This window comes from Billgrantia hypersalina (assembly GCF_052584175.1).
This window is the reverse complement of the sequence record NZ_JBMIQI010000003.1, coordinates 224,987-238,819: the sequence shown is the minus strand read 5'-3', so window position 1 is coordinate 238,819 and position 13,833 is coordinate 224,987. Positions and strand designations below refer to the sequence as shown.

At 63.7% G+C, this 13,833-nt stretch carries 13 protein-coding genes; 12 read left to right on the top strand and 1 reads right to left on the bottom strand.

The genetic code is table 11. The features are described from left to right. The first annotated feature begins 165 nt into the window (after window positions 1–165). A complete protein-coding gene (gene dinG, locus ACOJCM_RS02050) occupies window positions 166–2,301 on the top strand; it encodes an ATP-dependent DNA helicase DinG (RefSeq protein ID WP_445210397.1) in 2,136 nt (711 codons plus the stop codon). A 62-nt stretch (window positions 2,302–2,363) separates the two neighbouring features. Here dinG and ACOJCM_RS02045 read toward each other — a convergent pair whose 3' ends face one another. Continuing rightward, on the bottom strand, window positions 2,364–3,440 hold the full coding sequence (locus ACOJCM_RS02045) for a 3-deoxy-7-phosphoheptulonate synthase (RefSeq protein WP_445210396.1): 1,077 nt from the start codon (window positions 3,438–3,440) through the stop codon (window positions 2,364–2,366). Between the two features lie 37 nt (window positions 3,441–3,477). On the opposite strand from ACOJCM_RS02045, the gene ACOJCM_RS02040 reads away from it, so the two are divergent. From ACOJCM_RS02040 to pdxJ, 11 genes are all read left to right on the top strand, one after another. Then, window positions 3,478–3,738, top strand: a complete 261-nt coding sequence (locus ACOJCM_RS02040; RefSeq protein ID WP_445210395.1) for a hypothetical protein — start codon at window positions 3,478–3,480, stop codon at window positions 3,736–3,738. Beyond that, the gene (gene rpoE / locus ACOJCM_RS02035; protein WP_445210394.1) at window positions 3,739–4,344 is read left to right on the top strand and encodes an RNA polymerase sigma factor RpoE; all 606 of its coding nucleotides are present in this window, start codon (window positions 3,739–3,741) and stop codon (window positions 4,342–4,344) included. Between the two features lie 180 nt (window positions 4,345–4,524). Further along, complete coding sequence (locus ACOJCM_RS02030; protein WP_445210393.1) at window positions 4,525–5,217, top strand: sigma-E factor negative regulatory protein; 693 nt, start codon at window positions 4,525–4,527, stop codon at window positions 5,215–5,217. Beyond that, window positions 5,217–6,218 (top strand): MucB/RseB C-terminal domain-containing protein, encoded by a 1,002-nt coding sequence (locus tag ACOJCM_RS02025; RefSeq protein WP_445210392.1) that lies wholly within the window; start codon window positions 5,217–5,219, stop codon window positions 6,216–6,218. Before ACOJCM_RS02030 ends, ACOJCM_RS02025 begins: the two co-directional genes overlap by 1 nt. Window positions 6,219–6,349: 131 nt before the next feature. Then, entirely contained in the window at window positions 6,350–7,777 is a 1,428-nt protein-coding gene (locus ACOJCM_RS02020; RefSeq protein WP_445210391.1) for a DegQ family serine endoprotease, read from the top strand. Between the two features lie 196 nt (window positions 7,778–7,973). Continuing rightward, window positions 7,974–9,785, top strand: coding sequence for a translation elongation factor 4 (lepA, locus tag ACOJCM_RS02015; RefSeq protein ID WP_445210390.1), 1,812 nt, complete (start codon window positions 7,974–7,976; stop codon window positions 9,783–9,785). A 13-nt stretch (window positions 9,786–9,798) separates the two neighbouring features. Continuing rightward, the gene (gene lepB, locus ACOJCM_RS02010; protein WP_445210389.1) at window positions 9,799–10,602 is read left to right on the top strand and encodes a signal peptidase I; all 804 of its coding nucleotides are present in this window, start codon (window positions 9,799–9,801) and stop codon (window positions 10,600–10,602) included. 24 nt (window positions 10,603–10,626) lie between these two features. Further along, window positions 10,627–11,319, top strand: coding sequence for a ribonuclease III (gene rnc, locus ACOJCM_RS02005; protein ID WP_445210388.1), 693 nt, complete (start codon window positions 10,627–10,629; stop codon window positions 11,317–11,319). Further along, window positions 11,316–12,215, top strand: coding sequence for a GTPase Era (gene era, locus ACOJCM_RS02000; protein WP_445210387.1), 900 nt, complete (start codon window positions 11,316–11,318; stop codon window positions 12,213–12,215). The genes rnc and era overlap by 4 nt, the downstream gene beginning before the upstream one ends. A gap of 29 nt (window positions 12,216–12,244) precedes the next feature. Next, the gene (gene recO, locus ACOJCM_RS01995; protein WP_445210386.1) at window positions 12,245–12,946 is read left to right on the top strand and encodes a DNA repair protein RecO; all 702 of its coding nucleotides are present in this window, start codon (window positions 12,245–12,247) and stop codon (window positions 12,944–12,946) included. Between the two features lie 32 nt (window positions 12,947–12,978). Continuing rightward, window positions 12,979–13,770 (top strand): pyridoxine 5'-phosphate synthase, encoded by a 792-nt coding sequence (gene pdxJ / locus ACOJCM_RS01990; RefSeq protein WP_445210385.1) that lies wholly within the window; start codon window positions 12,979–12,981, stop codon window positions 13,768–13,770. The last annotated feature ends 63 nt before the right edge of the window (window positions 13,771–13,833 follow it).

Below are 13,833 nucleotides of genomic sequence, written 5' to 3'. Positions count from 1 at the left end.
GGAGGTCTTTTGCCATGGAAGGCAAAAGTAGCGCCCAGGGAAGGGTTTACAGCGCCTCCTCGTAAACCTGTCGACGGCGCCGAAGTCACCGCCAAGTGCTCCCCAGTCGGTTGCCGGGCCGGTACGCTCACGCCATTCCCCTCAAGTTTTCTAGAGAGTGAGGCCATGCTGGACGAGGCCCTCAAGGGCGAGATACAGGCCGCCTACCGCCGCGTGCTGGAGGCCCAGGGCCTGACGCCACGCTACGGCCAGCGGCTGATGATCGCCGAGATCGCCCGCACGCTCGGCGCCATCGAGGCCGACGACGCTGGCCGGCGTCTTTCCGACGAGCATGTCTGTATCCTCGAGGCGGGTACCGGCACCGGCAAGACCCTGGCCTACCTGCTGGCGGCGCTGCCCGTGGCCAAGGCCAAGGGCAAGCGACTCGTTATCGCCACGGCCACTATCGCGCTGCAGGAGCAGGTGTTGCTGCAGGATCTGCCCACTCTCAAGGCGCACAGCGGCCTCGATTTCGATTACGCCCTGGCCAAGGGGCGCGGACGCTACGTCTGTCTGACCCGACTGGAACAGGCGCTTGATGGCGTCGAGGACAATCCCACCCTGTCGTTGTTCGAGCAGAGCCTGGCGCAGGGGGCCGGCGACCATTTCCTTGCGCTGGTGCAGGAAATGGCCGACGCCTACGGCAGCGGCCGCTGGGAAGGGGACCGCGAAAGCTGGCGGGAATCGATCGAGGATAGCGACTGGCGGCGCCTGACCATCGACCATCGCCAGTGCACCAATCGCCGCTGCGGCCACTTCGCCGCCTGCGCCTTCTTTCGGGCCCGCCGCGACCTCGAGAGCGCCGACATCATCGTGGCCAACCACGACCTGGTGCTGGCCGACCTGTCACTGGGGGGCGGCGTGGTGTTGCCGCCTCCCGGCGATTGCATCTACGTTTTCGACGAAGGCCACCACCTGCCGGACAAGGCGCTAAACCATTTCGCTCACCGCGTGGGGGTAAACGGCACGCTACGCTGGCTGGGCAACTTGAAGAAGTCGCTCACCGAGCTCAACCAGGCGCTGGCGATCCAGCCGACCCTGGCGCGGCTGCTGGCCGGTCTGCCGGAAACCATCGCGGCGGTGGAGCCCCGCCTGGGCGAGGCCTTCTCCCTGGGCCACCAATTGGCCGGACGACAGCACGGGCTGGAAGAAGGCGAGGAGAGCCACCAGTACCGCTTTGAGATGGGCCGAGTGCCCGAGGCCCTGCGCGACCATGCCGGTGGCCTTCTGGTGGGCTTCGCCGAACTCTCGCGCACGCTCGAAACCATGAGCGATATCCTGCGCGAGAGCCTAGACCCCGACAAGCACACCGGGCTTCCGCGCGAGCAGGCCGAGGCATGGCTGCCATTGCTGGCGTTGCTGCATGGCAGGGCGCTGGAGGCGCATGGCCTGTGGGAGGCCTACGCCGAATCAGATATCGAGGGCGAGCCGCCTCGGGCACGCTGGCTGACGCTCGAGCGCTTCGGTGCCGACCCCGAGCTGACCTTCTCGGCGAGCCCTGTCTCGGCAGCGCCGACCCTGGCCAGAACCCTATGGGGCAGTTGCTTCGGTGCCGTGGTGACGTCGGCCACTCTCACCGCGCTGGGTCGCTTCGAGCGCTTGCAGGAGCGCGCCGGGCTGGCCAACCGTTACCGCTACCAGCGACTGCCGAGTCCCTTCGACTACTCCCGCGCCGTGCTCAGCGTGCCACGCCAGGCCGTCGACCCCGGTGACCGTGACGCGCACGAGCAGGCCATCGTCGAGTTCGTCGGCGGGCTTGGCGAGCAAGAGGCGGTACTGATGCTGTTTTCGTCCCGTGCCCAGTTGAGAGCGGTGGAGAAGGCGCTACCGGTAAAATGGCGCGATCGGGTACTGGCCCAGGACCGCCTGCCCAAGCGCGAGCTGATCGAGCGCCATCGGGCGCGGGTGGATGCCGGGGAGGGCAGCGTGATCTTCGGCCTGGCGAGCTTCGCCGAAGGCATCGACCTGCCGGGGGACTATCTGACCCACGTAGTGATTACGCGGCTACCGTTTGCCGTACCCGACGACCCAGTCGGCGCGACGCTGGCCGAGTGGATCGAGAGTCGGGGCGGCAATCCCTTCATGCGCATCAGCGTCCCCGACGCTTCGATCAAACTGGTGCAGGCCTGTGGGCGGCTGATCCGCAAGGAGGCCGACCAGGGACGCATCACACTGCTCGACCGCCGCGTTCTCACCCGGCGCTACGGCCAGGCGCTGCTTGATGCCTTGCCGCCGTTCCGCCGCGAGATAGACGGCGTCTAGGGTTCGTGTGACGCAAGCAAAAAGGCCCGCATCGATGCGGGCCTTTGCTCGAGCGACCGGTGTCAGCCTTGGCGACGCTCGGCCAATACCGTGCGAAGTTTCTGTGCCATCCGAGTCATGGTTTCCTCGGTGGTGGGCCAGTCGATGCAGGCGTCGGTGACCGAAACGCCGTACTGCATCCGGCTATGATCGTCGAGGATCTTCTGGCTGCCCCAACCGAGATTGGATTCGACCATTAGGCCCATGATCGAGCGGTTGCCCTCGAGGATCTGGTTGGTGACGTTGTCCATCACCAGCGGCTGCAGCGCCGGGTCCTTGTTCGAGTTGGCATGCGAGCAATCGATCATGATGTTGGGCTTGATACCGGCCTTCCTTAGCTCCTGCTCGGCCAATGCCACGCTGACACTGTCGTAGTTGGGCTTGCCGTTGCCGCCGCGCAGCACCACGTGGGCATAGGCATTGCCGCGGGTGCGGATGATGGCGACCTGGCCGCTCTGGTTGATGCCAAGGAAGTTGTGCGGGTGCGATACCGACTGCAGGGCATTGATGGCCACGTCGAGGCTGCCGTCGGTGCCGTTCTTGAAGCCGACCGGGCTCGAAAGGCCCGAAGACATTTCGCGATGGGTCTGGGATTCGGTGGTCCGGGCGCCGATCGCCGACCAGCTAATGCAGTCCTGCAGGTACTGGGGAGAGATCGGATCGAGCGCTTCGGTGGCCAGCGGCAGGCCGAGCTCGGAGAGTTCCACCAGCAGCTTGCGCGCGATGTGCAAGCCTTCCTCGATCTCGAACGAGCCGTTGAGGTGCGGATCGTTGATCAATCCCTTCCAGCCAACCGTGGTGCGGGGCTTCTCGAAGTAGACGCGCATCACGACATACAGGCTCTCCTTGACTTCGTCGGCCAGGCGTCGCAGGCGGCGGGCATAGTCCAGGGCGGCATCGACGTCATGGATCGAGCAGGGGCCAATCACGACCAGCAGGCGGGGATCGCTGCCATCGAGTATGTTCTGGATCGTCCGGCGGCCCTCGATCACCGTCTTTTCGGCGTCTTCGCTCAGGGGGATCTCGTTCTTCAGGGCCTCGGGAGTGATCAGGACGTCCTGGGATAGAACGTTGAGGTTGCTGACCTGCTGATCTGACATGTTGCTACCTGTGTCGTGATGCGTTGAAGGCTAGAGGATGAACTACTATACACCCGCCGGGGGAAAAATCGGCAATCGTAACGGAACCCGGCGCTGCCAGGCTTGTCACAGCGCCGGCAGCGTGGCGGCCGGCTTGATGCGCGGCCAAGAAACGGGAACACTTGTCGAAATGGATGAGAACGTCCAGGGACATTCAAAGGCCAACGGGCTCCAGGTTGATACCATGCAGGCAGATTATCCAACGACGCTTTTTTCTCTCATCCCGCTTCGGGGCGTCGCCCTGACGGGGAGGGTGTGAATGGGCAACCGGGAAACCGATCAGCAGCTCGTGGAGCGGGCGCAGAAGGGCGATACGCGTGCCTTCGACCTGTTGGTCAAGAAGTACCAGCACAAGATCATCGGACTCATAGGGCGCTACGTTCAGGACCATGCCGAGGTTCAGGACGTGGCACAGGAAGCCTTTATCAAGGCCTATCGGGCGCTGGGTAAGTTCCGCTCCGAGAGCGCCTTCTATACCTGGATGTACCGCATCGCCATCAACACCGCAAAGAATCACCTGGTTTCCAAGGGCAGGCGGCCACCCGGCAGCGACATGGATATCGTCGATGCCGAGATCCTCGATCATAGCGGTCGGCTTTCCGACATCGAGACGCCCGAGTCCGCCTTGGCCAGGGACCAGCTCGAAGCGGCTGTGTTCGAGGCTATCGAGAACCTGCCCGACGACCTGCGTACGGCGATTACCCTGCGCGAACTCGACGGCCTTTCCTACGAGGATATTGCGCATATCATGCAATGCCCGGTGGGTACGGTGCGTTCGCGAATCTTCCGCGCCCGGGAAGCGGTGGACCAGCATATCCAGCCGCTGGTCACCACCTCGCGGACGCGGGAGTCGGTAATGGAGTGAAGTTTTCGACAAGTTTTCGCTTCGGCGATGAACTGTCTCGCGTCGATGGCGTCTGAAGCATTGACCGCTGCGACACAGGGGTCATCTATGGGCTGCCGGCATTCCGGTTGGGTGCGGTCGGGAATGCCGGGAATCATTGTTAGCAAGGCAGGGTGCCTTGCCAATGTGGGGGTGTGAGGAATGAGTCAGAATGCACGGGAGTCGCTTTCTGCCCTGATGGACAACGAAGGTGATGATCTCGAGCTGCGTCGGGTGCTGAAAGCACTCGAGGAGGAACCGGACGCGGCTGACGCCTGGCGACGCTATCATCTGATGCGTAGCCTGTTGCGGCGGGATCATGACGTCGATGTCAGCATGGACCTCTCGGCCGGCATCATGGCCAGGCTGGAAGCCGAGCCGGCACCACTGGTGGATGAGCCTCGTGTCGCACCGCGCCGCTCTATCCCCTTCGCCCGTAGCGCAGGAATTGCCGCCGCCGTCACCCTCATGGTGATCACGGGGGTACAGTTCTACAACGGTACCGATTTCACTCGCTCGGGCGGCGAAGCCCAGCTGGCCGATGGCGCGGCGAATGCCCCCGCGAGCCAGGCGCAACAGCGCAGTGCCGGCGGACAGGCAACGCCGGTGGGCATGCCGCTCTTTTCACCGGCTTCTTCGGGCAACCAGTCCGGTCTGATGCCGGTGGGTGCCGGCATCGACAACCCGCTCTTCATGACGCCCAATCCCAGCCAGTCACGCAGTTCCGATCAGGAGCAGGCGCGACTGCTGCAGTCCTATCTCGACCGTCATTCCGAAGGTGCCACCTACCTGAGCGGCGATGTCTGGTTGCCGCTCCTGCGCGCTTCGGGTAACGAGACACTGGGGCAGCGTTGATGGCAGGCAGGCGTATCGCAAGGCGCCTGGCTGCACTCGGCAGCGTCGTATGGCTGGCTCAGCTCTCCCCGGTATTCGCCGAGACGACGGCGGAGCCGTCGGAAGCCGAGCGATTCGACTGCGGTCAATTGGCCCAGTGGGAGCAGCCCGAAACGCCGCGGGACTGGTTTGAGCGCAGCCTATGGTCCGGCCACTGTCATGTCTTCCAGGCGCGTGCAGTGCGTATCGGTATCGATGGCGTACGTACCCTGGCGCTTTCTCGCGATATCCAGGATGGCACCGAGCGTGAGATGGCACGCTTTCTCGATGGCCCCCAGATATTCTTCGAACGCCGCGGCCAAATCGGCCGCATGGGGTGGTCCAGTGGTGGCGGGGGCGATGTGCCTGCCTCCCCGGCAGGCGTCGCGCGGCATATCGAGCAGTATTATCGGCTTTCGATGGGTAACGATGAACGTATCGCCAACCGTAGTGCGGTCAGGCTGGATATCGAGCCGCTCGATGGCATGCGCTTCGGACATCGTCTATGGCTCGATGAGCAGACCGCGTTGCCGCTCAAGCGCGAGCTGATCGACGACCGCGGACGAGTGGTCGAGACGTTTCAGCTGACCGAACTCCAACCTCTGCGGCTGCACGAAGGCGGAGTTCGGCTCGATGCCAGTCGCGAGCCGCCACCGCAGGCGTGGCGACCGGGTTGGCTGCCCAACGGCTTTCTTGACCAGCCGGTCGACACCCATACCGAACAGCACGGCCAGGACGTCGGGCATCGCCTCTACAGCGATGGCCTCTCGACACTCAGCCTTTTCGTCGAGCCCATCGAGGAAGGGCGCGAGCGTTTGATACCCGGCCTGCATCGCCTGGGTATCTCGCTGGCGGTGGTGCGTCACGTGGTGGCGGAAGGCCGGCCCATGCAGGTGGTGGCAATGGGAGAGCTTCCTCCCAGGGTGCTTGCCCAGGTGGCGGAGAGCTTCACCTGGCGGGAGACACCCGAGGCGAAGGAATAGCCGAATGAACGCCAGGCGTCGCCGAGCCGCGAGTCGGTCGTTTCGGCCGCAGGGCTGATGTGCGGCGGCTTGAAATTGCGAACTCGCCCCCAAATTACGCTGACGAACTACAAGCTGATGCAGGAGCTCTTATGATGCCTTTGACGCGACAGTTCTCCCTCTGGGCGTTGCTGTTGGCCGCGCTGCTGTCGTGGCAGTCTGCCTTTGCCCGCGATCTGCCGGATTTCACCGAGCTGGTCGAGCAAGCCGCCCCCGGGGTGGTCAATATCTCCACCACACACGCCATGCCGGATCGCTCGCAGGCCTTCGAAGGTTTCGGCGGCGGTCAGGAAATTCCCGATATCTTCCGCCATTTCTTCGGCGACCGCTTCCCGGCGCCTCCCGGTGGGGGCGGCCCCGGGAGAGGCCAGGAACGCCAATCGCTGGGGTCCGGTTTCGTCATCAGCGAAGACGGCTACATCATGACCAATGCGCATGTGGTGGAGGGGGCCGACGAAATCCTCGTGCGCCTCAATGACCGTCGCGAACTCGAGGCCGAACTGATCGGCGCCGATACACAGACCGATGTGGCGCTGCTCAAGGTGGAAGCGTCGGATCTGCCCACGCTGCGGATGGGCGACTCCGACGAGCTTCGCGTGGGTGAGTGGGTGGCCGCCATCGGCTCTCCGTTCGGCTTCGACCACTCGGTAACCGCCGGCATCATCAGCGCCATCAATCGCACCCTGCCGCGCGATGCCTACGTGCCCTTCATACAGACCGATGTTGCCATCAATCCAGGCAACTCGGGCGGTCCCCTGTTCAACCTCGATGGGGAAGTGGTGGGCATCAATGCCCAGATCTTCACTCGCAGCGGTGGCTTCATGGGGGTGTCATTCGCCATTCCCATCAACGTGGCCATGGACGTGGCCAGCCAGCTGCGTGACGACGGCCGTGTGAGGCGCGGCTGGCTCGGCGTGATGATCCAGCCCGTCTCGCGCGATTTGGCCGAGTCGTTCGGCATGGAGAGTGCCAGTGGCGCCTTGATTGCCGATCTCGATCCCGAAGGGCCTGCTGCCCGCGCTGGCCTGCAGGCGGGTGATATCGTCCTCGAGGTCGACGGCGAGGAGGTCGAGCGTTCGCGCAACCTGCCACGGCTCATCGGCAGGGTCACGCCCGGCGACGACGCCGAACTGACCATCATGCGCGATGGCGAACGCCAGGAGATTTCCGTGACCATCGGCGATTGGCCCGACAGCGAAGAGCCCCAGCAGGCGCGCTCCGGTGAGTCGGACGCCCAGGCGCGCCTGGGTATCGCCGTGGCCGAACTCGATGAAGCCGAGCGCCAGCGGCTCGGTATCGACAGCGGCGTGATGGTGCGTGAACTCGACCCCCGCGGGGCGGCGGCCGAAGCCGGTATTCGCCCGGGCGACGTGATCGTCAGTATCGACCACCATGCGGTCGAGACCGCCAGCCAACTGCGGGAACTGGTCGAGTCGCTGCCCACGGATCGTGCCGTACCCATGCGCCTGTATCGCGAAGGCCGTTCGTTGTTCGTGGCGCTACGCCTCGGGCGCAGCTGACCAGAACGGCAGCAGTCGAGTGACAAGGCACCTCCTACCCTCGGTGGGGGGTGTCTTCGTTTGCAGCCTCATGTCGCTGTGCTGTCCAACCCACGGCCATGCCGGTACAATACCAGCCATCGAATTCATTTGACGTGAACGGGCGCCGATCGATAACGCCGCTGCCGCGCTCGTGTCGAACACCGGACTGGGCTAGATGAGCAACGAAGCAAGCAAACTGAAGCACATACGCAATTTTTCGATCATCGCCCACATCGACCACGGCAAGTCGACCCTGGCAGATCGGCTGATTCAAAACTGCGGTGGCCTGACCGAGCGCGAACTGAAAGAGCAGGTGCTCGATTCGATGGATCTCGAGCGCGAGCGTGGCATCACGATCAAGGCCCAGTCGGTGACACTGGATTACCAGGCTCATGACGGCAATACCTACCAGCTCAACTTCATCGATACCCCCGGCCACGTCGACTTTTCCTACGAGGTCTCGCGCTCGCTCTATGCTTGCGAAGGCGCGCTGTTGGTGGTCGATGCCGCCCAGGGCGTCGAAGCTCAATCGGTGGCCAACTGCTATACCGCCATCGAGCAGGGGCTCGAGGTGCTGCCGGTCCTCAACAAGATGGACTTGCCCCAGGCCGATCCGGACAAGGTGGCCCACGAGATCGAGGAGATCATCGGACTGGATGCCACCGACGCCTGCCAGGTCTCGGCCAAGAGCGGGCTCGGCATCGATGCCCTGCTCGAGCGCCTGGTGCGCGACATACCGCCACCCAAGGGAGACCCGGAGGCGCCGTTGCAGGCGTTGATCATCGATTCCTGGTTCGACAATTACCTTGGCGTGGTGTCGCTGGTGCGTCTCTTCGACGGCACCCTCAAGAAGGGCGAGAAGATCCGCATCAAGTCCACGGGCCGTGATTGGCAGGCCAACGAAGTGGGGATTTTCACACCGCTGCGCAAGGAGACCAATATACTGCGCGCCGGTGAAGTGGGCTTCGTGGTGGCCGGCATCAAGGACATTCAGGGTGCCCCGGTGGGGGACACCATTACCCATGCCAAGACACCTGACGTGCCGCGCCTGCCCGGTTTCCAGAAGGTCAAGCCGCAGGTCTACGCCGGCATGTTCCCGGTCAGCGCCGACGACTACGAGGACTTTCGCGACGCACTCGAGAAGCTGGCGCTCAACGACGCCTCGCTGGAGTACGAGCCTGAAAATTCCGACGCCCTCGGCTTCGGTTTTCGCGTCGGCTTCCTCGGCACCCTGCACATGGAGATCATCCAGGAACGCCTCGAACGCGAGTACGATCTGGACCTGCTCACCACGGCCCCCACCGTGGTATACGAGCTGGCGATGAAGAATGGCGAGGTGAAGTACGTCTCCAACCCCTCCAAGCTGCCGGACATGGCCGACGTGGAAGAGATGCGCGAGCCGATCGTGCGCGCCAGCATCCTGGTACCGCAGGAGTACGTGGGCAATGTGATCATGGAGTGCGAGAACCGTCGCGGCAACCAGCTCGACATGCAGTTCCTCGGCAACCAGATCCAGCTCACCTACGAGTTGCCCATGTCCGAGGTGGTGATGGACTTCTTCGATAGGCTGAAGTCGATTTCCAAGGGGTATGCCTCGCTGGACTACAACTTCGAGCGTTTCGAAGCCGCCAAGCTGGTGCGTCTGGACGTGTTGATCAATGGCGATCGGGTCGATGCCTTGGCGGTGATCATACACCGTGACCATGCGCATTCCCGCGGACGTATCCTGGTCGAGAAGATGAAGGAACTGATCCCTCGCCAGATGTTCGACGTGGCAATCCAGGCTGCCATCGGCGGCCAGGTGGTGGCGCGTTCCACTGTCAAGGCGCTGCGCAAGAACGTTACCGCCAAATGCTATGGTGGCGACGTGACGCGAAAGAAAAAGCTGCTCGAGAAACAGAAGGCGGGCAAGAAACGCATGAAGCAGGTAGGTCGGGTGGAGATTCCCCAGGACGCCTTCCTGGCCGTGCTCAAGGTGAACGACTAGGACCGGCGACATTATGGATTTCTCTCTGCTGTTGGTGGTGGCCGTCGCCATCACCGGCCTGATCTGGCTGCTCGATATCGTCTGGTGGCGTCCCGCACGTCGCCGCAAGCTGGCAGAAGCCGAGGTAGGCACGACCGAAGGGTTGGACGAAGCCGCCCGCGAGCGAGCCATGAAGGATCCCTGGCCGGTCGACTACGCACGTTCGTTCTTCCCGGTATTGCTGGTAGTACTGCTACTGCGCAGCTTCCTGGTCGAGCCATTCCAGATCCCCTCCGGGTCCATGCGCCCGACCCTGGAGGTAGGCGATTTCATTCTGGTCAACAAGTACGCCTACGGCTTGCGCCTGCCGGTGACGCATACCCGCTTCGTCGAAGTCGGAGAGCCCCAGCGTGGCGATGTGATGGTGTTCCGCTTCCCCAGCGAACCCTCGGTGAACTTCATCAAGCGCGTCGTGGGGCTGCCGGGCGATACGGTTCGCTACGAGGACAAGCAGCTCTTCGTCAACGGCGAGCCGGTGCCCAAGCGATTGCTGGACGAGGCGCCTCCCACGGCGCCTGGCGAATGGCTGATGGAGGAGCAACTGGGCGACTCCAGCCATCAAATCTACAATAACCCCCGTGACCCGGGTCCCCGCGTGCGCGAGATCGTCGTGCCCGATGGGCATTACTTCACCATGGGAGATAACCGCGATCACTCCAACGACAGCCGCTACTGGGGCTTCGTGCCCGAGGAAAACGTCGTTGGCCGAGCGTTCGCCGTGTGGATGCACTGGGATGGCGGCCTGCCGAGCTTCACCCAGATTCGCCGCATCCATTGATGGAACGGAAATAACAGGAAATACGTGAGCAAATCCCTCTCTTCTTTCAGTCGCCGTATCGGCTACTCCTTCCGCGATGACTCGCTGCTGGAACTGGCCATGACACACCGAAGTTACGGTGGCCAGAACAACGAACGCCTGGAGTTCCTCGGCGATTCCATCGTCAACTTCATCATCGCCGAGGCCCTCTACGAGCGTTTCCCGCAGGCACGTGAAGGGCAGCTTTCGCGCCTGCGCGCACGCCTGGTGCGTGGCCAGACCCTGGCCGAGCTGGCCCGTGAAATGGCTTTCGGCGAGTGTCTGCGGCTGGGGTCCGGCGAGATGAAGAGCGGCGGGCACCGGCGCGACTCGATCCTGGCCGACGCGGTCGAAGCCGTACTCGGGGCGATATATCTGGATGCCGGCATGGATGTGGCGCGAGCCCGGGTGCTGGCCTGGTACGCCGAGCGTCTGGAGTCGATCGACCTGCAGGATACTCAGAAGGATCCCAAGACGCGCCTGCAGGAGTTTCTGCAGTCGCGTCAATCGCCGCTGCCGCGTTACGAGGTGGTATCGGTCGAAGGCGAAGCCCATGACCAGACCTTCACCGTCGAGTGTCATATCGAGCTGCTCGATTCTCATACCTTGGGCACCGGATCGAGCCGTCGCCATGCTGAACAGCAGGCGGCCGAGCTCGCGCTGCTTCAGCTGGAAAATCGCAAAGGGCAGAAATCATGAGCGAGACCTGTGGCTTCGTGGCCATCGTCGGTCGCCCCAATGTCGGCAAGTCGACCCTGATGAACCGCATTCTCGGTCAAAAGATCTCGATTACCTCGCGGCGGCCCCAGACGACGCGACATCAGGTCATGGGCATCAAGACCGAAGGCGAGGCGCAGTTCATCTACGTTGACACGCCGGGTATCCATATACTGGGACGCGATCGCAACAAGGCGATCAATCGCTTCATGAACCAGGCGGCAACGCAGGCACTGCGCGACGTGGATTGCGTGGTCTTCATCGTCGACCGCACGCGCTGGACCGACGAGGATCAGGTGGTATTAACGCGCCTCGAGCACGTCGAGGCACCGGTGATACTGGCCGTCAACAAGGTCGACCGGCTCGAGGACAAGAGCACGCTGCTGCCCTGGCTGGCAGAGGTCGGTGCTCGGCGCGAATTCGCCGCCATCATTCCCATTTCGGCCAAGCACGGCACCAACGTGCCGGAGCTCGAGGCGGAAGTGGCCAGCCGCCTGCCCGAGGGCATCCACCATTTTCCCGACGACCAGATTACCGACCGGAGCCAGCGCTTCCTGGCAGCCGAACTGGTACGCGAGAAGATCATGCGCCAGCTCGGCGACGAATTGCCCTATCAGGTGACGGTGGAGGTCGAGGAGTACCGCGACGAGGGCAAGATCGTCCACATCAGTGCCCTGATCCTGGTGGAACGTGCCGGGCAGAAGAAAATCCTCATCGGCGACAAGGGCGAGCGTATCAAGAGCATCGGCCGCGAGGCACGGCTCGACATGGAGCGTGCGCTGGACGCCAAGGTCATGTTGAACCTGTGGGTCAAGGTGAAGCGTGGCTGGTCGGATGACGAAAGGGCGCTAAAGAGTCTGGGCTATGATCTCGACTGACGTCACCCCTCTCTTACAAGTGTCCCATCATGCAGCCACAGCCGGCCTTTCTCCTCCATAAGCGTCCCTACCGAGAGACCAGTGCGCTGGTCGAGCTGCTGACCCTTCAGCATGGCCGCGTGCGTGCGGTCGCCCAGGGGGTGCAGCGCCCGGGCTCGCGTTCCCGGGGCCGGTTGCAGCCCTTCGCGCCGCTGCACGTCACCTGGGTGGGGGAGGGAGAACTGAAGCGTCTGCGCTTGATGGAAAGCCGAGGTGCCACGGCGCTGCTGGTCGGGGAAGGATTGCTCTGTGGTCTCTACGCCAACGAACTGCTGACACGTACGCTGCCCGTCGAGTTGCCGGCAGCGGAGGTGTTCGCGTTCTATACGGCCCTGCTCGAGGCGCTGCCGCGACCCCAAGGCCGTGCCGTGGCGCTCCGACAGCTGGAATTTTCTCTGCTCGATACGCTGGATGCCGCGCCGCGCTATACCACACCGGAGGGCGGCGAACTCGATCCACAGTCTCGCTACCGTTTCGATACGGCCTCGCGTGCCTTCGTACCTGGCGAACCAGGCCTCGATGGCCGGACCTTGCGCCTGCTGGCCGGCGGCGACTGGGCAGCGCCAGGACTGGCGGGGCCGGCCAAGGCGATTGCGCGTGCGGCCCTTGCCCCCTTGCTCGGTTCACGTCCGCTGCGTTCACGCGAGCTGATGCGGCAACTTGCCGAGCGGCGCCGTTCACCCTCACACTGATGGCTTTACCCGACCTGCAGCTGGAGACCCCCATGCATCCCCCGCGCATTCTGCTTGGCGTCAACATCGATCACATTGCCACGCTGCGCCAGGCCCGCGGCACCCGCTATCCCGATCCGGTCCAGGCGGCACTGCTGGCCGAGGAGGCAGGCGCCGACGGTATTACCGTGCATTTGCGTGAGGATCGTCGGCATATCCAGGCGCGCGACGTGCGCATCCTTGCCGAGGTGCTCAACACGCGCATGAACCTGGAGATGGCGGTCACCGAGGCGATGCTGGCACTGGCCGAGGAGGTTCGTCCGGCGCATGTCTGCCTGGTGCCGGAAAAGCGCGAGGAACTGACCACCGAGGGTGGCCTGGATGTGGTTGCTGGCTTCGATGCGATCGCCAGCGCCTGTCGCCGCCTGGCAGCAGCGGGCTGTGAGGTGTCGCTGTTCATCGACCCCGAGCCGGCACAGATCGAGGCGGCGAAGCGTGCCGGTGCGCCAGTGATCGAGCTTCATACCGGCGCCTATGCCGAATGCCGCGGCCAGGCGGCAATCGAGGAGCATGTCCGCCTGAGCGCGGCGGCCGAAATGGCGCTGGAACTCGGGCTTACGGTCAATGCCGGGCATGGCCTGCACTACCATAATGTCGAGGCGATTGCCGCGATACCGGGATTGCACGAACTCAATATCGGCCATGCCATCATCGCTCGGGCGCTGTTCGTTGGTCTCAAGGAGGCCGTGGCCGACATGAAGCGGCTGATTATCGCCGGTCAGGAGGCGGGCTTCGTGGCTTCACTGGAGGACCACGACCACGACCACGACCACGATCACGAATGAGATCCGCGGCTTCGATCTCGCCCGGGGGCGCGGCTGCCTTGGCGCGCCGCGGCTGGCATTGGA

Coding starts and splice junctions, on each gene's coding strand:
- pdxJ (WP_445210385.1), top strand. CDS start 12,979: ATGCATCCCCCGCGCATTCTGCTTGGCGTCAACATCGATCACATTGCC.
- dinG (WP_445210397.1), top strand. CDS start 166: ATGCTGGACGAGGCCCTCAAGGGCGAGATACAGGCCGCCTACCGCCGC.
- ACOJCM_RS02040 (WP_445210395.1), top strand. CDS start 3,478: ATGAACTACTATACACCCGCCGGGGGAAAAATCGGCAATCGTAACGGA.
- recO (WP_445210386.1), top strand. CDS start 12,245: ATGCAGCCACAGCCGGCCTTTCTCCTCCATAAGCGTCCCTACCGAGAG.
- ACOJCM_RS02020 (WP_445210391.1), top strand. CDS start 6,350: ATGATGCCTTTGACGCGACAGTTCTCCCTCTGGGCGTTGCTGTTGGCC.
- rpoE (WP_445210394.1), top strand. CDS start 3,739: ATGGGCAACCGGGAAACCGATCAGCAGCTCGTGGAGCGGGCGCAGAAG.
- ACOJCM_RS02045 (WP_445210396.1), bottom strand. CDS start 3,440: ATGTCAGATCAGCAGGTCAGCAACCTCAACGTTCTATCCCAGGACGTC.
- ACOJCM_RS02025 (WP_445210392.1), top strand. CDS start 5,217: ATGGCAGGCAGGCGTATCGCAAGGCGCCTGGCTGCACTCGGCAGCGTC.
- era (WP_445210387.1), top strand. CDS start 11,316: ATGAGCGAGACCTGTGGCTTCGTGGCCATCGTCGGTCGCCCCAATGTC.
- ACOJCM_RS02030 (WP_445210393.1), top strand. CDS start 4,525: ATGAGTCAGAATGCACGGGAGTCGCTTTCTGCCCTGATGGACAACGAA.
- lepB (WP_445210389.1), top strand. CDS start 9,799: ATGGATTTCTCTCTGCTGTTGGTGGTGGCCGTCGCCATCACCGGCCTG.
- lepA (WP_445210390.1), top strand. CDS start 7,974: ATGAGCAACGAAGCAAGCAAACTGAAGCACATACGCAATTTTTCGATC.